Origin of the sequence: Ramlibacter henchirensis, from assembly GCF_004682015.1 — a bacterium.
Taxonomy (GTDB): Bacteria; Pseudomonadota; Gammaproteobacteria; order Burkholderiales; family Burkholderiaceae_C; genus Ramlibacter; species Ramlibacter henchirensis.
Window position 1 is genome coordinate 1,307,494 of record NZ_SMLM01000001.1, and the last position, 18,703, is coordinate 1,326,196.

At 69.2% G+C, this 18,703-nt stretch carries 18 protein-coding genes; 12 read left to right on the top strand and 6 right to left on the bottom strand.

Features of this window, described 5'->3' with window-relative positions:
• Positions 1–38 precede the first annotated feature (38 nt).
• Positions 39–2,018: an aconitase family protein gene (locus EZ313_RS06480; protein WP_135262373.1), complete on the bottom strand. Its 1,980-nt coding sequence runs from the start codon at positions 2,016–2,018 to the stop codon at positions 39–41.
• Complete coding sequence (locus EZ313_RS06485) at positions 2,015–2,920, bottom strand: LysR family transcriptional regulator (protein WP_135262374.1); 906 nt, start codon at positions 2,918–2,920, stop codon at positions 2,015–2,017. Before EZ313_RS06485 ends, EZ313_RS06480 begins: the two co-directional genes overlap by 4 nt.
• A gap of 88 nt (positions 2,921–3,008) precedes the next feature.
• Here EZ313_RS06485 and EZ313_RS06490 point away from each other — a divergent pair, with 88 nt between their 5' ends.
• Genes EZ313_RS06490 through EZ313_RS06500 form a run of 3 tightly spaced genes read left to right on the top strand, consistent with a single transcriptional unit; the run spans position 3,009 to position 6,197 of the window.
• Entirely contained in the window at positions 3,009–3,965 is a 957-nt protein-coding gene (locus EZ313_RS06490) for a hydroxymethylglutaryl-CoA lyase (protein WP_135262375.1), read from the top strand.
• Entirely contained in the window at positions 3,962–5,164 is a 1,203-nt protein-coding gene (locus EZ313_RS06495; RefSeq protein ID WP_135262376.1) for a CaiB/BaiF CoA transferase family protein, read from the top strand. Before EZ313_RS06490 ends, EZ313_RS06495 begins: the two co-directional genes overlap by 4 nt.
• A 46-nt stretch (positions 5,165–5,210) precedes the next feature.
• Positions 5,211–6,197, top strand: coding sequence for a Bug family tripartite tricarboxylate transporter substrate binding protein (locus EZ313_RS06500; RefSeq protein ID WP_135262377.1), 987 nt, complete (start codon positions 5,211–5,213; stop codon positions 6,195–6,197).
• Positions 6,198–6,336: 139 nt separating this feature from the next.
• Here EZ313_RS06500 and EZ313_RS06505 read toward each other — a convergent pair whose 3' ends face one another.
• The 4 genes from EZ313_RS06505 to EZ313_RS06520 all read right to left on the bottom strand — a co-directional run bounded on the left by EZ313_RS06505 (position 6,337) and on the right by EZ313_RS06520 (position 9,917).
• Positions 6,337–6,546, bottom strand: coding sequence for a hypothetical protein (locus EZ313_RS06505; protein WP_135262378.1), 210 nt, complete (start codon positions 6,544–6,546; stop codon positions 6,337–6,339).
• Positions 6,547–6,653: 107 nt separating this feature from the next.
• A complete protein-coding gene (locus tag EZ313_RS06510; RefSeq protein ID WP_135262379.1) occupies positions 6,654–7,763 on the bottom strand; it encodes a 5-methyltetrahydropteroyltriglutamate--homocysteine S-methyltransferase in 1,110 nt (369 codons plus the stop codon).
• A gap of 146 nt (positions 7,764–7,909) precedes the next feature.
• Positions 7,910–8,866 carry a PDR/VanB family oxidoreductase gene (locus tag EZ313_RS06515; RefSeq protein ID WP_135262380.1) on the bottom strand — a complete coding sequence of 319 codons (957 nt, stop codon included), beginning with the start codon at positions 8,864–8,866 and terminating at the stop codon, positions 7,910–7,912.
• A gap of 7 nt (positions 8,867–8,873) precedes the next feature.
• Positions 8,874–9,917 carry an aromatic ring-hydroxylating dioxygenase subunit alpha gene (locus EZ313_RS06520; protein WP_135262381.1) on the bottom strand — a complete coding sequence of 348 codons (1,044 nt, stop codon included), beginning with the start codon at positions 9,915–9,917 and terminating at the stop codon, positions 8,874–8,876.
• Between the two features lie 150 nt (positions 9,918–10,067).
• Between EZ313_RS06520 and EZ313_RS06525 the strand changes: the two genes are divergently transcribed.
• The 9 genes from EZ313_RS06525 (at position 10,068) to EZ313_RS06565 (ending at position 18,624) form a co-directional block, all read left to right on the top strand.
• The gene (locus EZ313_RS06525; RefSeq protein ID WP_135262382.1) at positions 10,068–10,832 is read left to right on the top strand and encodes a GntR family transcriptional regulator; all 765 of its coding nucleotides are present in this window, start codon (positions 10,068–10,070) and stop codon (positions 10,830–10,832) included.
• A gap of 153 nt (positions 10,833–10,985) precedes the next feature.
• Positions 10,986–12,158: an ABC transporter substrate-binding protein gene (locus EZ313_RS06530; RefSeq protein WP_135262383.1), complete on the top strand. Its 1,173-nt coding sequence runs from the start codon at positions 10,986–10,988 to the stop codon at positions 12,156–12,158.
• A 140-nt stretch (positions 12,159–12,298) separates the two neighbouring features.
• Positions 12,299–13,174, top strand: a complete 876-nt coding sequence (locus EZ313_RS06535) for a branched-chain amino acid ABC transporter permease (RefSeq protein WP_135262384.1) — start codon at positions 12,299–12,301, stop codon at positions 13,172–13,174.
• Positions 13,171–14,145 carry a branched-chain amino acid ABC transporter permease gene (locus tag EZ313_RS06540; protein WP_135262385.1) on the top strand — a complete coding sequence of 325 codons (975 nt, stop codon included), beginning with the start codon at positions 13,171–13,173 and terminating at the stop codon, positions 14,143–14,145. The genes EZ313_RS06535 and EZ313_RS06540 overlap by 4 nt, the downstream gene beginning before the upstream one ends.
• Positions 14,142–14,921: an ABC transporter ATP-binding protein gene (locus EZ313_RS06545; protein WP_135262386.1), complete on the top strand. Its 780-nt coding sequence runs from the start codon at positions 14,142–14,144 to the stop codon at positions 14,919–14,921. Before EZ313_RS06540 ends, EZ313_RS06545 begins: the two co-directional genes overlap by 4 nt.
• Entirely contained in the window at positions 14,914–15,618 is a 705-nt protein-coding gene (locus EZ313_RS06550; RefSeq protein ID WP_135262387.1) for an ABC transporter ATP-binding protein, read from the top strand. The genes EZ313_RS06545 and EZ313_RS06550 overlap by 8 nt, the downstream gene beginning before the upstream one ends.
• Before the next feature lie 149 nt (positions 15,619–15,767).
• A complete protein-coding gene (locus tag EZ313_RS06555; protein WP_135262388.1) occupies positions 15,768–16,736 on the top strand; it encodes a Bug family tripartite tricarboxylate transporter substrate binding protein in 969 nt (322 codons plus the stop codon).
• A 9-nt stretch (positions 16,737–16,745) separates the two neighbouring features.
• Complete coding sequence (locus tag EZ313_RS06560; protein ID WP_135262389.1) at positions 16,746–17,645, top strand: NAD(P)-dependent oxidoreductase; 900 nt, start codon at positions 16,746–16,748, stop codon at positions 17,643–17,645.
• Positions 17,646–17,658: 13 nt separating this feature from the next.
• Positions 17,659–18,624, top strand: coding sequence for an AEC family transporter (locus tag EZ313_RS06565; protein WP_135262390.1), 966 nt, complete (start codon positions 17,659–17,661; stop codon positions 18,622–18,624).
• Positions 18,625–18,703 lie beyond the last annotated feature (79 nt).

Below are 18,703 nucleotides of genomic sequence, written 5' to 3' on the forward strand. Positions count from 1 at the left end.
GTCGCCCAAGGTAGGCGCTGACCCGCCGGGGTTCAAGCTCAGGCAGCGGCTCGCCTGCTCTTCAGCGCCTCGAAAGAACACAACTCCCCGGCCAGCGCGCTGGCCATCACGGTGGGCGGGCTCGCGAGCCACACCTGGCCGGGGCCGGAGCGTCCGGGGAAGTTGCGGTTGATCGCGCTCACGGTCACCTGCCCGGCGTCGACCGAAGACCCTGGCCCGCAATTGGCACACGCGCCGCACGAGGGCTGCAGGATCCGCGCGCCGGCCGCGGCGAACACGCGGTCGTAACCACGCTCGATGCAGTAGTCGCGCACGGCCGTCGTGCCGTACTGCAGGAACAGCTGCACGTTCGGCGGCACCTTGAGCCCGTGGGAGAGGCCCCATGCCAGCACCTCGTGGTAATGGTCGAAGTCCTCGCGCTTGCCGGCGGTGCACGAGCCGCCATAAGCGATGTCCACGCCCACCCGCTGCGGCAGATCGTCCAAGGCGACGCCGTTGCCGGGATCGCCGGGCGACGCCACCATCGGCGACAAGGCGCTGCAATCCACCCGCAGCCGACCGGCATACACGGCGCCCGGGTCGCTGCGCATCCAGGCTTCGAGCGTGAAGTCCACGCCCCGCCGCTCCTTCAGGAATCGAACCGTCTCCTCGTCCGGTTCGACGATCCCCGTCAGCCCGCCCAGCTCCGCCGTCATGTTGGTGAGCGTCGCGCGCTCGTCGGTGGACAGCGCCCGCACCGCCTCGCCGCCGAACTCGAACACCTTGCCGACACCCCCGCCCGCGCGGATCTCCGGCAGCGCCAGCAGGTGCAGCACCAGGTCCTTGGCCGTCACGCCCGCCGGCAGCCGGCCATCCAGCTGCACGCGCAACACGGCGCCCAGCGTCATCCGCACCGCGCCCGTGGCGAACGCGTTGGCCATGTCGGTGGTACCCACCCCGAAGGCGACGCAGCCCAGCGCGCCGCTGTGCGGCGTATGCGAGTCCGTGCCCGCCACCAGCTGGCCGGGCAGCGCGTAGTGCTCGGCCACCATCGCATGCGAGATGCCGGCGACGTTGGTGCCGTCATCCTGGGCCGCTTCGGCGTCGGTCAGCGTTCGGTGGCAGCGCAGCGCATGCCGCTGCACGAAGTCGCGCTGGGCCTGCTGCATCGCGCGCATGTTGGGCACCAGGCCCGCTTTCAGGTGCGCCGGGCTTTCCTCCACGTAGGAGGTGTGGTCCTCGAAGACGACGATCGATTCCGGCTCGTGCAGCTTTAGCTGCGGGCCAAACGTGGCGTCCAGCAGGTGGGCCGCCATGCCCGTGTAGTACTCGTGGATGAAACGCCAGTCGGCCCGCAGGAAGCAGCCGTCGCCCGGCTGGGGGTCGTTGGGCGTGACGGCGGTCGACAGCAGGTGCCGTTGCACGATCTTCTCGTACAGCGTCATCGGCCGTTGCAGTGCCGACGCAGCGCCGCGCGCGGCTTGCAGGTGCTGCTGCCCGAAGCGCAGCAAGCCGCCGCTGCGAAGGATCGCCGCGGCCAGAGGCTCGCGATCCCGCAGCAGTTCCTCCACCTGGATCGGCTCGCCTCGCTCGATGCGCTCCAGCAGCCCGAAGTCCGTCGAAGTGAACAGCCCGATGTTGTCCGCGTTCTGCCGATAGATGCGCTCGAAGCTCTCCGCGATCACCAGCCGGATGCCCGCGAGCCGCTCGGCCGCCGGGCTGTGTTCGCGCGATGAGCCCTTGCCGTAGCGTCGCCCGCCGACCGTGACGCGAAAGCCCCCGGCCTGCACCGAACCAGGCGCGACCGGCAGCTGGTCACCGCACTTGAGCCCCACGTACGGAAAGCGGGCGAGGCGATCGTCGTAGTACGAGAGCAGCGCCACCGGCGTGATCTCGTCGGTCGAGACGTCCTGCCGCAGCGCGCCGGCCTCCGCGCGCGAAACGCGCTCTCCCGCGAGCTGGCGCGAGACGATGGACGGGTCCCCGGAGAGGAACAGGATGCGGGGCTGCGGCCCCAGGTCGAGAAGTTCTGGATTCATGTCGTGTCGCCTCGCGACGCGAGGTGCTCCACCAGCAGCTGGGCTGCGGGCGACAGCGAATTCGCGTCGCGGAAACAGATGATGAACCGCCGTTCGGCCCAGGGCTCGGCCAGCGGAATGGTGCGCAGCCCGTAGGCCGCGGTCTGCAGTTCGGTGACTTCGCGCGGCACAAGGCTGATCGCCAGCCCGGCTCGCACCACGCGCAGCGCAGCCTCGAAGTTGGTGACGATCACCCGGTGCCTCAGCGGCCGGCCCAGCCGTGCGGCCTGGCGCTGCAGCATCACCTGCACGGCGCTGTTGACCGGCAGGCTCACGTGTTCGAAGTCCAGCGTCTGCTCGAAGCGCAGCGACTTGCGCGCGGCCAACGGATGTCCCGGCGGCACGACGATGCACAGGCGGTCGCTGCGATAGGGCCGCGATTGCAGCGTGCCGAGCTCGGCCGCATCCCAGCAGACCCCGAGCGACGCAAGCCCCTCGCGCACGCCGCGCACGATCTCCGGGCTGACGCGCTCTTCCATGTCCACCTGGATGTCCCGGTGCGCGGGCTGACGCAGGAACGCCGCCACGTCATCGGCCAGGGACTCCGTCATCGCCGACACCGACGCGAGGATGCGCACCTGCCCGCGCGCGCCGCCCGCGTAGTTCTGCATGTCGTGCTCGATGCGCGTGGCGCTGTCGAGCATGGCGCGCGCATGCTCCAGCAGCGTGTGGCCGGCCGCGGTGGGCACCACGCCGTGGCGCTTGCGCACGAGCAGCGCGGTGCCGAGCTGGTCCTCCAGCTGGGCCAGGCGCTTGCTGATGGCCGAGCCCACGATGTTGGCCCGCTCGCCCGCGCGTGCGATGTTGCCCGCCTCGCAGACGGAGACGAACAGGCGCAGGGTGGTGAGGTCGAGGTCGCGCACTCGGCTGTTTTTGAGGTGTTCCGGACGGGAACGTTGGGCTTCTCAGATGGAGATGCCGTGTCGATCCGGAAATTCTAAACTCCGCTCCATGAACGACCAACCCCTGACACCCGACGGCCTGCCCGCGCAGGTCGTCATCCGCGAAGTGGGACTGCGCGATGGCCTGCAGATCATCCCGCGCACCGTGCTCACCGAAGCCAAGCTCGAGTGGGTGCGTGACGCGTACGCGGCCGGTGAGCGCGAGCTGGAAGTGGGTTCCTTCGTGCCTGCGCGCCTGCTGCCGCAACTGGCCGACACCGCCGAAGTCCTCGCGTTCGCGAAGACGCTGCCTGGCGTGGTGGCCTCCGTGCTCGTGCCCAACCTGAGAGGCGCCGAGCGCGCGATCGCCGAGGAAGCGCACGCGATCCTGGTGCCGATCTCGGCCAGCCACGCGCACAGCCTCGCCAACCTGCGCAAGGCCCCGCAGGACGTGGTGGCGGAGATCGGCCGCATCCGCGCCGCACGCGACGCGGCCGGGTCGCGCACACTGCTGGAGGTCGGCATCAGCACCGCGTTCGGCTGCACGATCCAGGGCGAAGTGCGTGCGGCCGACGTCGTCGATCTCGTGGCGGCGGTGCTCGCTGCGGGCGCCGACAGGGTGAGCCTCGCCGACACGGTGGGCTATGCGGACCCGGCGATGGTGAGCCGCCTGTTCGAGCAGGTGCTGCGCCTTGCCGGCGACCGCTTGGACACCGCGCATTTCCACGACACGCGAGGCCTGGGCCTGGCCAACTGCTATGCGGCGTTGCGGCTGGGCATCCGGCGGTTCGATGCTTGCCTGGGCGGCATCGGCGGCTGCCCGCACGCCCCCGGGGCGAGCGGCAACGTCGCCACCGAGGACCTGGCTTACATGCTTGCGAGCATGGGCATCAGCACCGGGCTGGATTTCGATGCGCTGCTGGCGTTGCGCGGCAAGCTCGCGCGCTGGCTGGAAGGCGAGCCGCTGCACGGATCGCTCTGGCGCGCCGGCCTGCCGAAGACGATGCGCGAAGAGGTGGCGGCATGAGCGGCCAGTCCCAGCCCCCGCAGCCCCTGGCCGGTCTGCGCGTCGTCGAGTTCACCCACATGGTGATGGGCCCCACCTGCGGCATGGTGCTCGCCGACATGGGCGCCGAAGTGATCAAGGTCGAGCCGATCGACGGCGACCGCACGCGGCACCTGCTGGGCGCCGGCGCGGGCTTCTTCCCCATGTTCAACCGCAACAAGAAGAGCATCGCGCTGGACCTGCGCAGCGCCGAGGGGGCCGAGATCGCCCGGCGCCTGTGCGCCACGGCCGACGTGGTGGCGGAGAACTTCAAGCCCAACACGATGAACAAGTACGGGCTGGACTACGCCAGCCTGTCGAAGGACAACCCGCGGCTGATCTACATCGGCATGAAGGGATTCCTGCCCGGCCCCTACGAGCACCGGACGGCGCTCGACGAAGTGGTGCAGATGATGGGCGGCCTCGCCTACATGACGGGCCGCCCCGGCGACCCGCTGCGCGCGGGCACCAGCGTCAACGACATCATGGGCGGCATGTTCGGCGCGATCGGGGCGCTCGGCGCTCTGGTCCAACGTGGCATCACGGGCCGCGGGCAAGAGGTGCAGAGCGCGCTGTTCGAGAACAACGTGTTCCTGGTCGGTCAGCACATGCTGCAGTACGCCATCACGGGCCAGCCCGCGGCGCCGATGCCCGACCGCATCTCGGCTTGGGCGGTGTACGACGTGTTCACGGTGAAGCACGGCGAGCAGATCTTCCTGGCCGCCGTGAGCGACGCGCAATGGAAGGTCTTCTGCAACGCGCTCGGCTTCAAGGACCTGCTCGATGACCCGGCCTACGCCACCAACAACGACCGCGTGCGCCAGCGGCCGCGCCTGCTGCCGGTGCTGCGCGAGCGGCTCGCGGCCTGGTCGGCTGCCGAGCTCGCCGACATCTTCGAGCGCCACGGCCTGCCGTTCGCGCCGATCCGCAAGCCCGAGGAACTGTTCGACGATCCGCACCTGCTGGCCACCGGCGGGCTGGCCGACGTTCGGCTGACCGACGGCCCCAGGGCCGGCGAGACCGCCAAGGCCACGCTGTGCCCGATCACCATGGAAGGTCATCGCCTGGGCGTGCGCCTGCATCCGCCGCGCATGGGCGAGCACACCGAAGAACTGCTGCGCGGGCTGGGCTACGGCGAGGGCGACATCGCCGCGCTGCGCGGCAAGCACGTGGTGGCCTGAGGCGACAATCCAGCACACCGATCAACTTCACCCTGGAGACAAGAGCATGAGCTTTCCTTCCCATCCTTCGCGGCGCACGGTGCTGGGCGCCGCCGCCGCAACGTTCGGCGCCGGCCTGTGGCCGCTGGCCGCCCATGCGCAGTCGGGCACCGTCCGGTTCGTCCTGCCCAACGCCACCGGTTCGGGCGTGGATGCGATCACGCGCGCGGCCCAGCCGGCGATGGCCAAGGCGCTGAACGCCAACGTGGTGGTGGAGAACCAGCCCGGCGCCGGGGGCGTGGTGGGCCTGCAGACGCTGGCCCGCTCGGCCCCGGACGGCAACACGCTGTCGGTGGTGTCGAACAACGTGGTGATCTTCCCGAGCGTGCTCAAGTCGCTGCCGTTCGACATGCCGAACGACTTCACCCCGATCGCGGTGGTCGGAGCGACGCCCATGGTGCTGGTGGCTAACCCCTCGCGCATGAACGCGGGCAACCACAAGGAGTTCGTCGCGCTGCTCAAGGCCAAGCCCGGCGACTACAACTTCGCCTCGGGCGGCAACGGCACCATCCTGCACCTGGCCGCCGAGCTGTACCTCGAAGCCGCCGGCGCGAAGGCCAAGCACATCCCCTACAAGGGCGTGGGCCCGATGGTCACCGACCTGCTGGGCGGCCAGATCGATTTCGCCGTCGCCGCGCTCCCCAGCGTTCAGCAGCACATCCAGAAAGGCGCCCTCAAGGCGATCGGCACCCTCACGCCGCAGCGCACGCCCGCCGCGCCGGACATCCCGACTTTCGCCGAACAGGGCCTGTCGAACTTCGCGGTCGAAGCCTGGTTCGCCGTGATCGGGCCCAAGGGACTGCCCGCTGCGCAGGTGAAGAAGGTGCACGAAGCGGTGGTGACCGCCTTCAACGACCCGACCGTCAAGGACGCGATGGCCAAGCAGGGCAACAGCATCAACATCAGCAGCCCCGAGGAGGCGCAGGCCGCTTTCCGCCGCGAGCTGGCGAAGTACGCGGCGCTGGTGAAGAAGGTGGGGCTGGAACCCCAGTAAGCCTTCTTTTCCCTCCCCCGCCGGGGGAGGGCAGGGTGGGGGCACGCTCGCGGCTCCATCGAAGCGCAGTGCGGGTTCAGGCGACGTGCGTGCCCTCACCCCAACCCTCTCCCAGAGGGAGAGGGAGCTTCACAGCCGCTCAATAACGATATGGGTTGCCCGGCCGCCGGTCGTAGCGGTTCGGCACGCCGTCCCCGTCGCGGTCACGCATGTGCCGCGGCGGCCCCGGATGGTGGTGATAGGCGCCCTGCACCTCCACCGGCCCGGCCGGCACCGGCACGAATCCGACGCAGCCCGCCAGGGCGGATGCGCCGCACACGGCGGCCAGCAGCAAAACGGTTCTCTTCATCGAAGCCTCCTGTCAACAGGCTTCGATTGCCGCACCGCCGCGTCAAGGGCTTGTGCGCGGCGTGTCGCCGGCGTGCGCGGAGGTGTTTCGGCGGGTAAAGCCGGGCGTCAGCCGCCCCAGACTTCCTGCGCCGTCTCCACCACCAGCCTCAGCTTGTTGCGCTGGTCTTCCACCGCGATGTTGTTGCCGTGCACCGTGCTGGAGAAGCCGCACTGCGGCGACAGGGCCAACTGCTCCATGGGGGCGTACTTCGCGGCCTCGTCGATGCGGCGCTTGAGCACGTCCTTGCTTTCGAGCTGGCCGAACTTGGTGGTCACCAGGCCGAGCACCACGGTCTTGCCCTTGGGCAGGTAGCGCAGGGGGCGGAAGTCGCCTGAGCGGTCGTCGTCGTACTCCATGAAATACGCGTCGATGTCCATCTCCTTGAGCAGCGCTTCCGCGACCGGCTCGTAGTTGCCGGCCGCCGCGAAGGTGCTCTTGAAGTTGCCGCGGCACAGGTGCATGGCCAGCAGCATGCCTTGCGGCTTCTGGGCCACGACCTTGTTGATGAACTTGGCATAGCGGTGCGGCAGCTCGTTCGGGTCGTCGCCGCGCTGGCGCGCCGCGTCGCGCATCTTCTCGTCGCACAGGTAGGCCAGGTTGGTGTCGTCCATCTGCACGTAGCGGCAGCCCGCCGCGTGGAGCGAGCGCAGCTCGTCGCCGTAGGCCTGCGCCACGTCGTCGTAGAACGTCGGGTCCAGCTCGGGATACGCCTCCTTGCTGATGCCCGCGCGGCCGCCGCGGAAGTGCAGCATGGTGGGCGAGGGGATCGTCACCTTGGGCGTGTGGCCCGCCGAAACCTGGGACCTGAGGTACTCGAAGTCGGGCTTCTGGATGTCCTTGGCATGGCGCACCTTGTCGATGACGCGGATCACGGGCGGCGCCAGCTCCTCGCTGCCGTCCGGCTTCCTGATCGTGACCGGGATGTCGGTTTTCACGCCGCCCAGCTGCTCCAGGAAGTCGATGTGGAAATAGGTGCGGCGGAACTCGCCGTCGGTGATGCTCTTGAGGCCGATGCCCTCCTGGAACTTCACGATCTCGGCGATGGCCTTGTCCTCCACCTCGCGCAGCTGCGCGGGCGTGATCTCGCCCTTGGCTTTCTTCTCTCGCGCTTCCAGCAGGTACTTGGGCCGAAGGAAGCTGCCCACATGGTCGTAGCGGGCGGGGAGTTGCATCATGGTTTGTCGTCCTCGTTGGATGAATGAATTCGGGAGCGGTTCGGTACGCAGAAAGCGCAGAAATCACGCAGAAAACGCGGAGAAATCTAACAGTGATGTTCTGCGCTTTCTGCGTCCTTTCCGCGTCTTCCGCGTACGGCTGTTACTCAGAGGTCCAGCACCAGCACCGAGCTCTTCGCCCGCGAGCAGCAGGGCGTGAACTGGTCGTGCCGGGCCTTCTCCTCGTCGGTGAAGTACAGGTCGCGGTGGTCGCATTCGCCTTCCAGCACGCGCGTGATGCAGGTGCCGCACACGCCCTGCTCGCACGACGTCATCACCTCCACGCCTTCGGCCGCGAGCGCCTGCACCACCGTCTGGTCGGCGGCCACGCGGATCACCTTGCCGCTGCTGGCCACCTTGATGTCGAACGGACGGTCCCCCGCGGTGTCCTGCGGCGCGGCGCCGAAGTACTCCAGGTGGATCTGCCCCGACGTCCAGCCGAGGCCGTGCGCCGTCTGCGTGACGTACTCGATGAAGCCCGTCGGGCCGCAGATGTACAGGTGCGTGCCCTGCTCATGAGGCCCCAGCGCCTTAAGCAGGTCCAGCTTCTGCTCGGGCGGGCCGTCGTCGAAATGGAACTTCACCCGGCCCGCGAAGGGCGATGCCAGGATCTCGTCGCGGAAGGCGGTGCGCGTGGCCGAGCGCGTGCAGTAATGCAGGTCGAAGTCCGCGCCGATGGAATGCAGCCGCTGCGCCATGCACAGCAGGGGCGTGATGCCGATGCCGCCGGCCAGCAGCACGGTGCGCTGCGCATGAACCAGAGGGAAGTGGTTGCGCGGCTCGCTGATGGTGAGCGTGTCGCCCTCCTTCACGCTGTCGTGCATGTTGGCCGAACCGCCGCGCGTCTTCGGGTCGCGCAGCACGGCGATGCGGTAGCGGTGGCGCTCACCCGCGTCGTTGCACAGCGAGTACTGCCGCACCAGCCCGCCGGGCACGTGCACGTCCACGTGCGAGCCGGCGCTGAAGGCGGGCAGGGGACCGCCGTCCTCCCGGCCGAGCTCGTAGCTGGCGATGTCCTGGGCTTCCTGGCGCTTGCTCAGCACCTTGACGACGAGATCGCTCATGGCCTGATCATGCCGCGAGCTGCGCGGGCTGCTCCTGCGCGAGCAGGCGGTCGATGATGCGGCGCGCCTGCACGCCGCCCGCGTCGATGTTGAGCATCAGCAGCTTGCGATTCGGGTAGGCCGACAGGTTGCGCTGCTGCGCTTCGAGCACGGCCGTGTCCTCCGCGAACACGCGGGCCTGGCCATCGCGGATCTGCGCCGTCAGGTTGCGGTCCTTGGGATTGAAGTTGCGCGCCATCCCCCAGAAATACCACATGCTGGTTTCGGTCTCGGGCGTGAGGAAGTCCACCACGATGCTGTAGACCTTGTCCTTCGGGTCGGCGTTGTAGCCGCCCTTGCCGGCATGGGCCACGCCGACCTCGATCATGATGTGGCTGGGCGGGACGAAGTGGCACACCTGCCAGCGGTCCACCGGCACGTCGTCGGCCAGGTGGTTGCCGCGCAGGTTGGCGCGCCAGAAGGGCGGCGCCATCACGTTGTCCATGAAGCGGCTGGTGATCACGCGGTCGCCTTCGGTGCGGGTCGTGACCGGCGATTCGTCGATCTCCTTCTGCCCGATGCTGGTGGAATGCACGTACGTCTCGTGCGTCAGGTCCATCAGGTTGTCCACCATCAGGCGGTAGTCGCACTGGATGTGGTACAGGCCGCCGCCGTAGGCCCAGTCCGGGTTCTCGGCCCACTCGAGGTGGTGGATCTTCGCGGGGTCGGCCTGGGCCGCGTCGCCGGGCCAGACCCAGACGAAGCCGTAGCGCTCGACCACCGGATAGGCGCGGATCTTCGGGAAGCCCTGCACGCGCTGGCCGGGCATGGAGACGGTCTTTCCGTCGCAGCCCATCACCAGGCCGTGGTAGCCGCAGACCAGGTTGCCTTCGCAGACGCGTCCCAGCGAAAGCTGCGCGCCGCGGTGCGGGCAGAAGTCCTCGACCGCCGCCACCTGGCCTTCCTGCGGCCGGTAGAACACGATCTTCTCGTTGCAGATGGTGCGCCCCAGGGGTTTGGCGTCGATCTCGTCGGGCGTGCAGGCGACGTACCAGGCGTTCTTCGGGAACATGGCGGGCAGGGTCTGGAAAGGGGCTGGAGGATATTCTATGTATACAGGAATCGCAACCGGTCGGATCGCGCCGGAGATTCCTCCGTGGAAACGCGGGGTTGCTGCGACCTGAAGGCTGCCGATAGACTGCCGGATGTATACAACTGAGCCATGACAGCGCCTTCGCTTCCCGCCTCCGAAGCCGACTCCGGCACCTCCCAGGCCGTGCGGGCGCAGCTCCGGCTCCGCGAGATGGTGCTGGCCGGCGAGTTGCCCGGCGGGGCGCGCATCGCCGAACTGGCCATCGTGGAAAAGCTGGGCGTCTCGCGCACGCCGATCCGCGCGGCGCTGATGCGGCTCGAGCAGGAGGGGCTGCTTCAGTCGCTGCCCGGGGGCGGCTACGCGGTGCGGACGTTTTCCGAACGCGACGCCGCGGACGCGATCGAATTGCGCGGCACGATCGAAGGCCTGGCCGCGCGCCTGGCCGCCGAACGCGGCGCGCCGGCCGGCGCTCTCGCCGAAGCGCGCGAATGCCTCGACGCGATCGACGAACTCCTGGCCCAGCCGGCGCTGGACGACGAATCCTTCAGCCGCTACGTGAAGCACAACGGGCGGTTCCATTCATTGCTGAGCGAGATGGCCGCCAGCCCCGTGCTCGCGCGCGAGCTCGAGCGTGTGGTGAGCCTGCCGTTCGCCTCGCCTTCTGCCTTCGCGGTGGTGCAGGCCAACGGGCCCCGTGCGCGCGACATGCTCGTGGTCGCGCAGGACCAGCACCGTCAGGTCCTGGAAGCGATTGACCAGCGCGAGGGCAGCCGGGCCGAGGCCATCATGCGGGAGCATTCCCGCCTCGCCCAGCGCAACCTGCGCGAGGCCGTCAGCAGCCACCAGCATGCCGACTGGATGCCCGGCGTGCGGCTGATCCGCAAGCGGGCCTGAGCACCATGCGATGCCTCGGGCAGGGCTATGCTGAATCTGGATAGCTGATAGAGCGGCGCCTGCCTTTGCCCCGGCGGCAGGCGTGAAGACAATCGCGGCCGGCCGGCCGGCGGCCGCGCAGGCACCATCCCTTTCGACCACAAGGAGACCACCATGAAGAAGAGAACCCTGCTCCAGGCCGCCGCGTGCGCCACCCTGGTGTCCGCGGGCCCGCTGGCCTGGGCCCAGGGCGCGCCGTTCAAGATCGGCCTCATCCTGCCGATGACCGGCCAGCAGGCCACCACCGGCCGCCAGATCGAGGCCGCCGCGCGCCTGTGGATCGCGCAGAACGGCGATACCGTGGCCGGCCGCAAGGTGGAACTGATCGTCAAGGACGACACCAGCCTGCCGGACCAGACCCGCCGCCTGGCGCAGGAACTCGTGGTCAACGAAAAGGTGGACGTGCTCGCCGGCATGGGCATCACGCCTTCGGCGATGGCTGTCGCACCGATTGCGACGCAATCGAAGACGCCGCTGGTGGTGATGGCCGCCGCGACGTCGAGCATCACCGAGGCTTCGCCCTTCATCGTGCGCACCAGCTTCACGCTGCCGCAGGTGTCGGTGGCGCTGGCCGACTGGGCGCCGAAGAACAACATCAAGAACGTGGTGACCCTGGTGACCGACTACGGCCCGGGCATCGACGCGGAGAAGTACTTCAAGGAGCGCCTGCAGTTCAACGGCGGCAAGGTGCCCGAGTCGCTGCGCGTGCCGCTGCGCAACCCCGACTTCGCCCCCTTCCTGCAGAAGGTGCGCGACCTCAAGCCCGACGCGCTGTTCGTCTTCGTGCCGTCCGGCGCCGGCGCCGCGGTGATGAAGCAGTTCGGCGAACGCGGCATGGACAAGGCCGGCATCAAGCTGATCGCCACCGGCGACGTGACGGACGACGACCAGCTCAACGACATGGGCGATGTCGCGCTGAACGTGGTCACCTCGCACCACTACTCGGCCGCGCACCCCTCGCCGGCCAACAAGAAGTTCGTCGAGGCCTTCCAGAAAGCCAACAGGAACCTGCGCCCCAACTTCATGGCCGTGGGCGGCTACGACGGCATGCGCGTGATCTACGAAGCGCTGAAGAAGACCGGCGGCAAGGGCGGCGGCCCCGCCCTGGTCGAGGCCATGAAGGGACAGATCTTCGAAAGCCCGCGCGGCCCCGTCTTCATCGACGCCCAGACCCGCGACGTCGTCCACAACGTCTACCTGCGCAAGGTGGAGAAGAAGGACGGGCAGCTGTGGAACGTGGAGTTCGACGTCATCAAGGATGTGAAGGATCCGGGGAAGACGAAGTAAGAAAGGAAACTCCCTCCCCCTCTGGGGGAGGGTAGGGGTGGGGGCGCTCCGGCGCTCATGGCGGCGCAGCGCCTGATCCGGCGCGGTGCGTGCCCCCACCCCAGCCCTCCCCCGGAGGGGGAGGGAGAAAGTCCACTCCCATGCTCACCATCCTCTTCGACGGCATCGCCTACGGCATGCTGCTGTTCATCCTGGCCCTGGGGCTGGCGGTGACCATGGGGTTGATGAACTTCATCAACCTGGCGCATGGCGCGTTCGCCATGGCGGGCGGCTACATCACGGTGCTGCTGATGCAGCGTGCCGGCGTGCCGTTCCTGCTGTGCCTGCCGCTGGCCTTCCTCGGCGCGGCGCTGATCGGCGCGGTGCTCGAGCGCACGCTGTACCGGCCGCTGTACCGCAAGCCGCACCTGGACCAGGTGCTGTTCTCCATCGGCCTCACGTTCATGGCGGTGGCCAGCGTCGACTACTTCATGGGCTCCACCCAGCAGTTCATCCAGCTGCCGCAATGGCTGCGCGGCCGCACCGAGATCGGCAGCGGCGCCTGGACGCTGGGCATGGGCCACTATCGCCTGTTCATCGTCGCGGTGTGCGCCGTCCTCACGCTGGTGCTGCAGTACATCCTGTCCCGCACGCGCTTCGGCAGCCGCCTGCGCGCGTCGGTGGACGACCAGCGCGTGGCCGCGGGCCTGGGCATCAACGTGAACATCGTGTTCCTCTCCACCTTCGCCTTCGGCAGCGGCCTGGCGGGCCTCGGCGGCGCGCTGGGCGCCGAGGTGCTGGGGCTGGACCCGAGCTTCCCGCTCAAGTTCATGATCTATTTCCTGATCGTGGTGGCGGTGGGCGGCACGTCCTCCATCACCGGCCCGCTGCTCGCGGCATTGCTGCTGGGCATCGCCGACGTGGCCGGCAAGTACTACATCCCGAAGATGGGCGCCTTCATCGTGTACCTGCTGATGATCGTCATCCTGATCTGGCGGCCGCAGGGGCTGTTCGTGCGGCAGGGAGGCAAGGCATGAACGCCGATCGCGCACACGCCTCGCTGCGCAGCGCCACGCGCTGGCGCCTTTGGGAACCGCTGCTGTGGGTGGTGGCGTTCGCCTCGCCCCTCGTGCTGTCGCAGTACGCGGCCATCGTCAACGAGATCGCGATCACGGCGCTGTTCGCGCTCTCGCTCGACCTGGTGCTGGGCTTCACCGGCATCGTGTCGCTGGGCCACGCGGCGTTCTTCGGCTTCGGCGCCTACGCGGCGGCGCTGTTCGCCAAGCACTTCATGCCCGACCCGCTCGTCGGCCTGGCGGTCGGCATCGCCGCGGCGACGGTGCTCGGCGCGGCCGCCAGCTTCACCGTGCAGCGCGGCAGCGACCTCACGCGGCTGATGGTGACGCTGGGCGCGGCGCTGATCCTGCTGGAGCTGGCCAACAAGCTGGATTGGCTGACCGGTGGCGCCGACGGCCTGCAGGGCGTGGTCATGGGGCCGCTGCTCGGCAAGTTCGAATTCGACCTGGCGGGGCGCACCGCCGCGTGGTACTCGCTGACGGTGCTGCTCATCTTCTTCTTCATCTCGCGGCGCCTGATGCACTCGCCTTTCGGCGCCACGCTCAAGGCAATCCGTGACAACCGCCTGCGCGCGATGTCCATCGGCATCCCGGTGGGCTCGCGCATCACCGTGGCCTACACCATCGCCGCGGCGCTGGCGGGAGCCGCCGGCGCGCTGCTGGCGCAGACCACGGGGTTCGCCTCGCTCGACGTGTTCGAGTTCCACCGCTCGGCCGACGTGATGCTGATCCTGGTGGTCGGCGGCACCGGCTGGCTCTATGGCGGCGTGCTCGGCGCCATCGTCTTCAAGCTGATGCAGGACTTCCTCTCGGCGATCACGCCCCAGTACTGGACGTTCTGGCTCGGCCTGTTCCTGGTCGTGCTGGTGCTGGTGGGCCGCGACCGGCTGCTCAAGCCCTGGACGATCTTCCGGCGAGGGAGGGCGGCATGAGCGACGTCGTCCTCTCCTGCGCGGGCCTGGTCAAGAAGTTCGGCGGCATCACCGCCACCAGCCACGTCACGCTCGACCTGCGCCGCGGCGCGCGCCATGCGCTGATCGGCCCCAACGGCGCCGGCAAGACCACGCTGGTCAACCTGCTCACCGGCGTGCTGGAGCCGACCGCCGGACGCATCGTGCTCGAAGGCCAGGACATCACGCGCCTCGCGCCACACCTGCGCGTGCGGCGCGGCATGGTGCGCACCTTCCAGATCAACCAGCTGTTCTCGTCGATGACGCCGCTGCAGACGCTGGCGCTGGTGGTCTCGCAGCAGCGCGGCCTGGGCGGCACGTTCTGGCAGGCGCTCGGCCGCGACCGCGGCGTCACGGAGCGCAGCGAGCAGTTGCTGGAGCGCTTCCGGCTCGCCGAAGTCATGGACATCCCGACCGAGTACCTGGCCTACGGCAAGCGCCGCCTGCTGGAGATCGCGATCGCGCTGGCGTGCGATCCGCGCGTGCTGCTGCTGGACGAGCCGGTGGCCGGCGTGCCCGCGGGCGAGCGCGAAGAGATCCTGCAGACGGTGGCCGCCTTGCCGGCTGACGTCTCGGTGCTGCTCATCGAGCACGACATGGACCTGGTGTTCAGCTTCGCAAAGCGCATGACGGTGCTGGTCAACGGCGCCGTGCTCACCGAGGGCGACCCCGAGCAGATCGCGGCCGACCCGCGCGTGCGCGAGGTCTACCTCGGGCACGGTGCAACCGCGGGGGAGGAGGCGCCGGCCCATGCCTGAACTGCTCAAGGTCGACCGCCTCTCGGCCGGCTACGGCGAAGCCGTGGTGCTGCAGGACGTGTCCTTCTCCCTCGACGAGGGCGCGACGCTCGCGCTGCTGGGCCGCAACGGCACCGGCAAGACGACGCTGATCAACACGCTGGCAGGCGCGACGCGCCAGCACGGCGGAACGATGACGCTCGGCGGCGCGGCGCTGCACAAGCTCGCGCCGCACCAGCGCGCCGCGGCCGGCATCGGCTGGGTGCCGCAGGAGCGCAACATCTTCAAGTCGCTCACCGTGCACGAGAACCTCACGGCGGTGGCGCGGCCCGGTCGCTGGACGACCGATGCGGTCTACACGATGTTCCCGCGGCTGGCGGAGCGCAAGGGCAACCTGGGCACGCAGCTGTCGGGCGGCGAGCAGCAGATGCTGGCCGTCGGCCGCGCGCTGGTGCTCAACCCGCGGCTGCTGCTGCTGGACGAGCCGCTCGAAGGCCTCGCGCCGATCATCGTGGAGGAACTGCTGCGCGCCATCCGCCGCATCACCCGCGACGAAGGCCTCTCGGCCATCATCGTCGAGCAGCATCCGCAGGCCATCCTGGCCATCTCCGACCGGGCCGTGGTGCTCGACCGCGGCACCGTGGTGCACAGCGGCACCGCGCGCGAGCTGCGGGCGGATCCGGCATTGCTGGACCGGTTGCTGGGCGTGGCGCGGTGAAGGCGGGCAGCCGTACGCAGAAAGCGCAGAAAGCGCAGAAAGAGCGCAGAAAGCGCAGAGAAGACAATGAAGGTATCCACCTTCGAGAACTCTGCGTTTTCTGCGTACTTCCCGCGCCTTCTGCGTAAGGCAGTCCGCATTTCAGATTCATGACCAGCCGCCGCAGCTTCCTCCTGGCCACGGCCGCCATGCCCGCCTTCGCTCGCGCGCAGCCGGCCTTTCCCTCGCGCCCGCTGCGCATTGTCGTCCCGAATGCCCCCGGCGGCGCTGCGGACCTGACGGCGCGCACCGTGGGGCAGGCGATGTCGCCCGCGCTCGGGCAACCCGTTGTGATCGAGAACAAGCCGGGCGCCGGCGGTGTCGTGGCCGGTGAACTCGTCTCGCGCGCCGAGCCCGACGGCCACACCATGCTGCTGGTCTCCAGCGGCACGGCGGTGAGCGCGGCCCTGTTCAAATCGCTGCCGTTCGACACGCTGCGCGACTTCGCGCCGGTGTCGCTGATGGCCACGTTCGACCTGGTGCTGGTCGCGGCCGAAGGAGGGCGGTTCAAGTCGCTGCAGGACCTGCTCGCCTATGCGCGCGCGAATCCGGGCAAGCTCAACCTCGGTTCGCCGCAGGTGGGCACGACCCAGAACCTCGCGGCGGAACTGTTCAAGGCAACCGCCGGCATCTCGGGTCAGGTGGTGCCGTTCAACGGCACGCCGCCGGTGATCACCGCGCTGCGCTCGGGCGAGATCGATGCGGGCGTGGACATCCTCGGCCCGCTGGTGGGCCAGATCAAATCGAAGGCGCTGCGGCCGCTCGCGGTGCTCGGCGCGAAGCGCGCGCCGCAGTTCCCGGACGTGCCCACCGCCCGCGAGGCGGGTGGTGCGCTGGCTTCGTTCAACGTCACGTCATGGAACGGCCTGGCCGTGCCGGCGCGCACGCCCGCCGCCGCCATCGAGCGCCTGGCTCGCGAGGTCAACGCAGCGGTCGCGAAGCCCGACGTGCGGCAGCGGCTCGCCGAACTGAACCTCGTCGCGCAGGGCAGCACGCCGGCGCAGCTGGGCGAGCACCTCGCGGCCGACGTGCGGCGCTGGTCCGACGTGATCGCCCGCGCCGGCATCCCCCGGCAGTAAGGAGACACCATGCAACTGCAACGCATCGGCCTGATCGGCTACGGCGAAGTCGGCAAGATCTTCGCGCAGGGACTCAAGTCCAAACCCGGCGTGGTCCAGGCGGGCGCCTGGGACCTGAAGTTCGCGCAACCGGCCACCCGGGAAGCGGAACTCGCACATGCACGCGGCGCCGGCGTGGTGGCGCACGAGTCGATGAAGGCGCTGTGCGAATCCAGCGACCTGGTGATCTCGGCCGTGACCGCGTCCAACACGCTGGCCGTGGCGCGGGAGGCCGCGGGCCTGCTGCGGCCCGGCACGCTGTTCCTGGACCTGAACTCGGCCTCGCCCGGCACCAAGCAGCAGGCCGCTGCGGCGGTCGGCGAGCGCGGCGCGCACTACGTCGAGGCGGGCGTGATGACTTCGGTGCCGCCGTACGGCATCCGCGTGCCGATGCTGCTGGGCGGCGCGAAGGCCGCGAGCCTGGCGGACCTGCTCACCGGCTGGGGGCTGGACGCCAGGCCCGTGTCCGAGCGGCTGGGCGTGGCCAGCGCGATCAAGATGTGCCGCAGCGTGATGATCAAGGGACTGGAAGCGCTGGTGATCGAGAGCTACGCCACCGCGCGCCAGTACGGCGTGGAAGAGCATGTGCTGCCCACGCTGGCCGAGACCTTTCCGCAGATCGACTGGCACAAGCAAGGCGCGTACTTCTTCAGCCGCGTCGTGCAGCACGGCAGGCGCCGCGCCGAGGAGATGCGCGAGTCGGCCAACACGGTGAAGGAAGCAGGTTTCCCGCCGATGATGACGGCCGCCATCGCCGAGAAGCAGCAGTGGGTGGCGGACCTCGCGGCACAAGGCGTGTTCAAGGACATCCCGAAGGACGCGCCCTGGCAGGCCTACGCCGACGCGCTGATCGCCGCGCGCCAGCGCTGAGGGCCGGCCGCGCGTGCTCGCCGTCCTGTCCATCACCGTCCCGATCTACCTGGTGATGGCGGTGGGGTGGCTCGCCACCCGCAGTGGCCTGTTCGCCCGCGCGGAGATGCGCACCTTCGGCAAGTACGTGATCAACCTGGCGCTCCCCGCGCTGCTGTTCAACGCGCTCTCGCAGCGCAGCGTGGCCGAGGTGCTGAACCCGATCTTCGTCGCGGCCTACGCGGGCGGCTCGCTGCTCTCAATGGCCGCGGGATTTTTCTGGGCGCGCCGCGTGGCGGGCAAGTCGCTGTCGGCCAGCGCCATCGTCGGCATGGGCACGTCGTGCCCGAACAGCGGCTTCATCGGGTTTCCGCTGGTGATGCAGGTGTTCGGCGGGTCCACCGCGGGCGTCGCGCTCGCACTCGCCATGGTGGTCGAGAACTTCCTGCTGCTGCCGCTGGCGCTGGCGATCGCCGACAGCGACCTGGGCGAGGCAGGCACGACCGGCACGCGCGGCGAGCGCCTGCGCGCGGCGCTGCGGCAGTCCGCGCGCGGCATCGTGCGCAACCCGATGATCCACGGCATGGCGCTGGGCTTCCTGTTCTCGCTGTTCGGCTGGCGGCTGCCGGAACCGCTGGCCAAGGCGGTGAACCTGTTCGCCGTCTCCACGGCCGCGACCTCGCTGATCGTGATCGGCGGTTCGCTCGTCGGCATCAACGCCCGCGGCATGGCGCGCGACGTGGCGGCGATCGCCGCCGGCAAGCTGCTGGTGCATCCGCTGGCCGTGCTGCTGATGGTCGTGTTGCTGCCACCCATGGAGCGCGAGCTGCAGACGGCCGTCGTGATCATGGCCGCCGTGCCGATGCTGGGCATCTACCCGATCTTCGCGCAGAAGCACGGCCACGACGGCATGGCGGCGGCGGCGCAGCTGGGAACGACGGTGATGTCGTTCTTCACTTTGACCAGCCTGCTGTGGCTTTTGGGGCAGGTGCCGCGGTGAGAACGTGAGAGGCGTGTCGCCCGAAAAAAAAGAGCGGCCGCACATCGGCGGCCGCAGGGCTGGGCGAAGCCCCGAAGGG

Excerpts from the sequence above, each read along its gene's own strand:
- EZ313_RS06480 (WP_135262373.1), bottom strand. The coding sequence starts at position 2,018 with ATGAATCCAGAACTTCTCGACCTGGGGCCGCAGCCCCGCATCCTGTTC.
- EZ313_RS06490 (WP_135262375.1), top strand. The coding sequence starts at position 3,009 with ATGAACGACCAACCCCTGACACCCGACGGCCTGCCCGCGCAGGTCGTC.
- EZ313_RS06495 (WP_135262376.1), top strand. The coding sequence starts at position 3,962 with ATGAGCGGCCAGTCCCAGCCCCCGCAGCCCCTGGCCGGTCTGCGCGTC.
- EZ313_RS06500 (WP_135262377.1), top strand. The coding sequence starts at position 5,211 with ATGAGCTTTCCTTCCCATCCTTCGCGGCGCACGGTGCTGGGCGCCGCC.
- EZ313_RS06505 (WP_135262378.1), bottom strand. The coding sequence starts at position 6,546 with ATGAAGAGAACCGTTTTGCTGCTGGCCGCCGTGTGCGGCGCATCCGCC.
- EZ313_RS06510 (WP_135262379.1), bottom strand. The coding sequence starts at position 7,763 with ATGATGCAACTCCCCGCCCGCTACGACCATGTGGGCAGCTTCCTTCGG.
- EZ313_RS06515 (WP_135262380.1), bottom strand. The coding sequence starts at position 8,866 with ATGAGCGATCTCGTCGTCAAGGTGCTGAGCAAGCGCCAGGAAGCCCAG.
- EZ313_RS06520 (WP_135262381.1), bottom strand. The coding sequence starts at position 9,917 with ATGTTCCCGAAGAACGCCTGGTACGTCGCCTGCACGCCCGACGAGATC.
- EZ313_RS06525 (WP_135262382.1), top strand. The coding sequence starts at position 10,068 with ATGACAGCGCCTTCGCTTCCCGCCTCCGAAGCCGACTCCGGCACCTCC.
- EZ313_RS06530 (WP_135262383.1), top strand. The coding sequence starts at position 10,986 with ATGAAGAAGAGAACCCTGCTCCAGGCCGCCGCGTGCGCCACCCTGGTG.
- EZ313_RS06535 (WP_135262384.1), top strand. The coding sequence starts at position 12,299 with ATGCTCACCATCCTCTTCGACGGCATCGCCTACGGCATGCTGCTGTTC.
- EZ313_RS06540 (WP_135262385.1), top strand. The coding sequence starts at position 13,171 with ATGAACGCCGATCGCGCACACGCCTCGCTGCGCAGCGCCACGCGCTGG.
- EZ313_RS06545 (WP_135262386.1), top strand. The coding sequence starts at position 14,142 with ATGAGCGACGTCGTCCTCTCCTGCGCGGGCCTGGTCAAGAAGTTCGGC.
- EZ313_RS06550 (WP_135262387.1), top strand. The coding sequence starts at position 14,914 with ATGCCTGAACTGCTCAAGGTCGACCGCCTCTCGGCCGGCTACGGCGAA.
- EZ313_RS06555 (WP_135262388.1), top strand. The coding sequence starts at position 15,768 with ATGACCAGCCGCCGCAGCTTCCTCCTGGCCACGGCCGCCATGCCCGCC.
- EZ313_RS06560 (WP_135262389.1), top strand. The coding sequence starts at position 16,746 with ATGCAACTGCAACGCATCGGCCTGATCGGCTACGGCGAAGTCGGCAAG.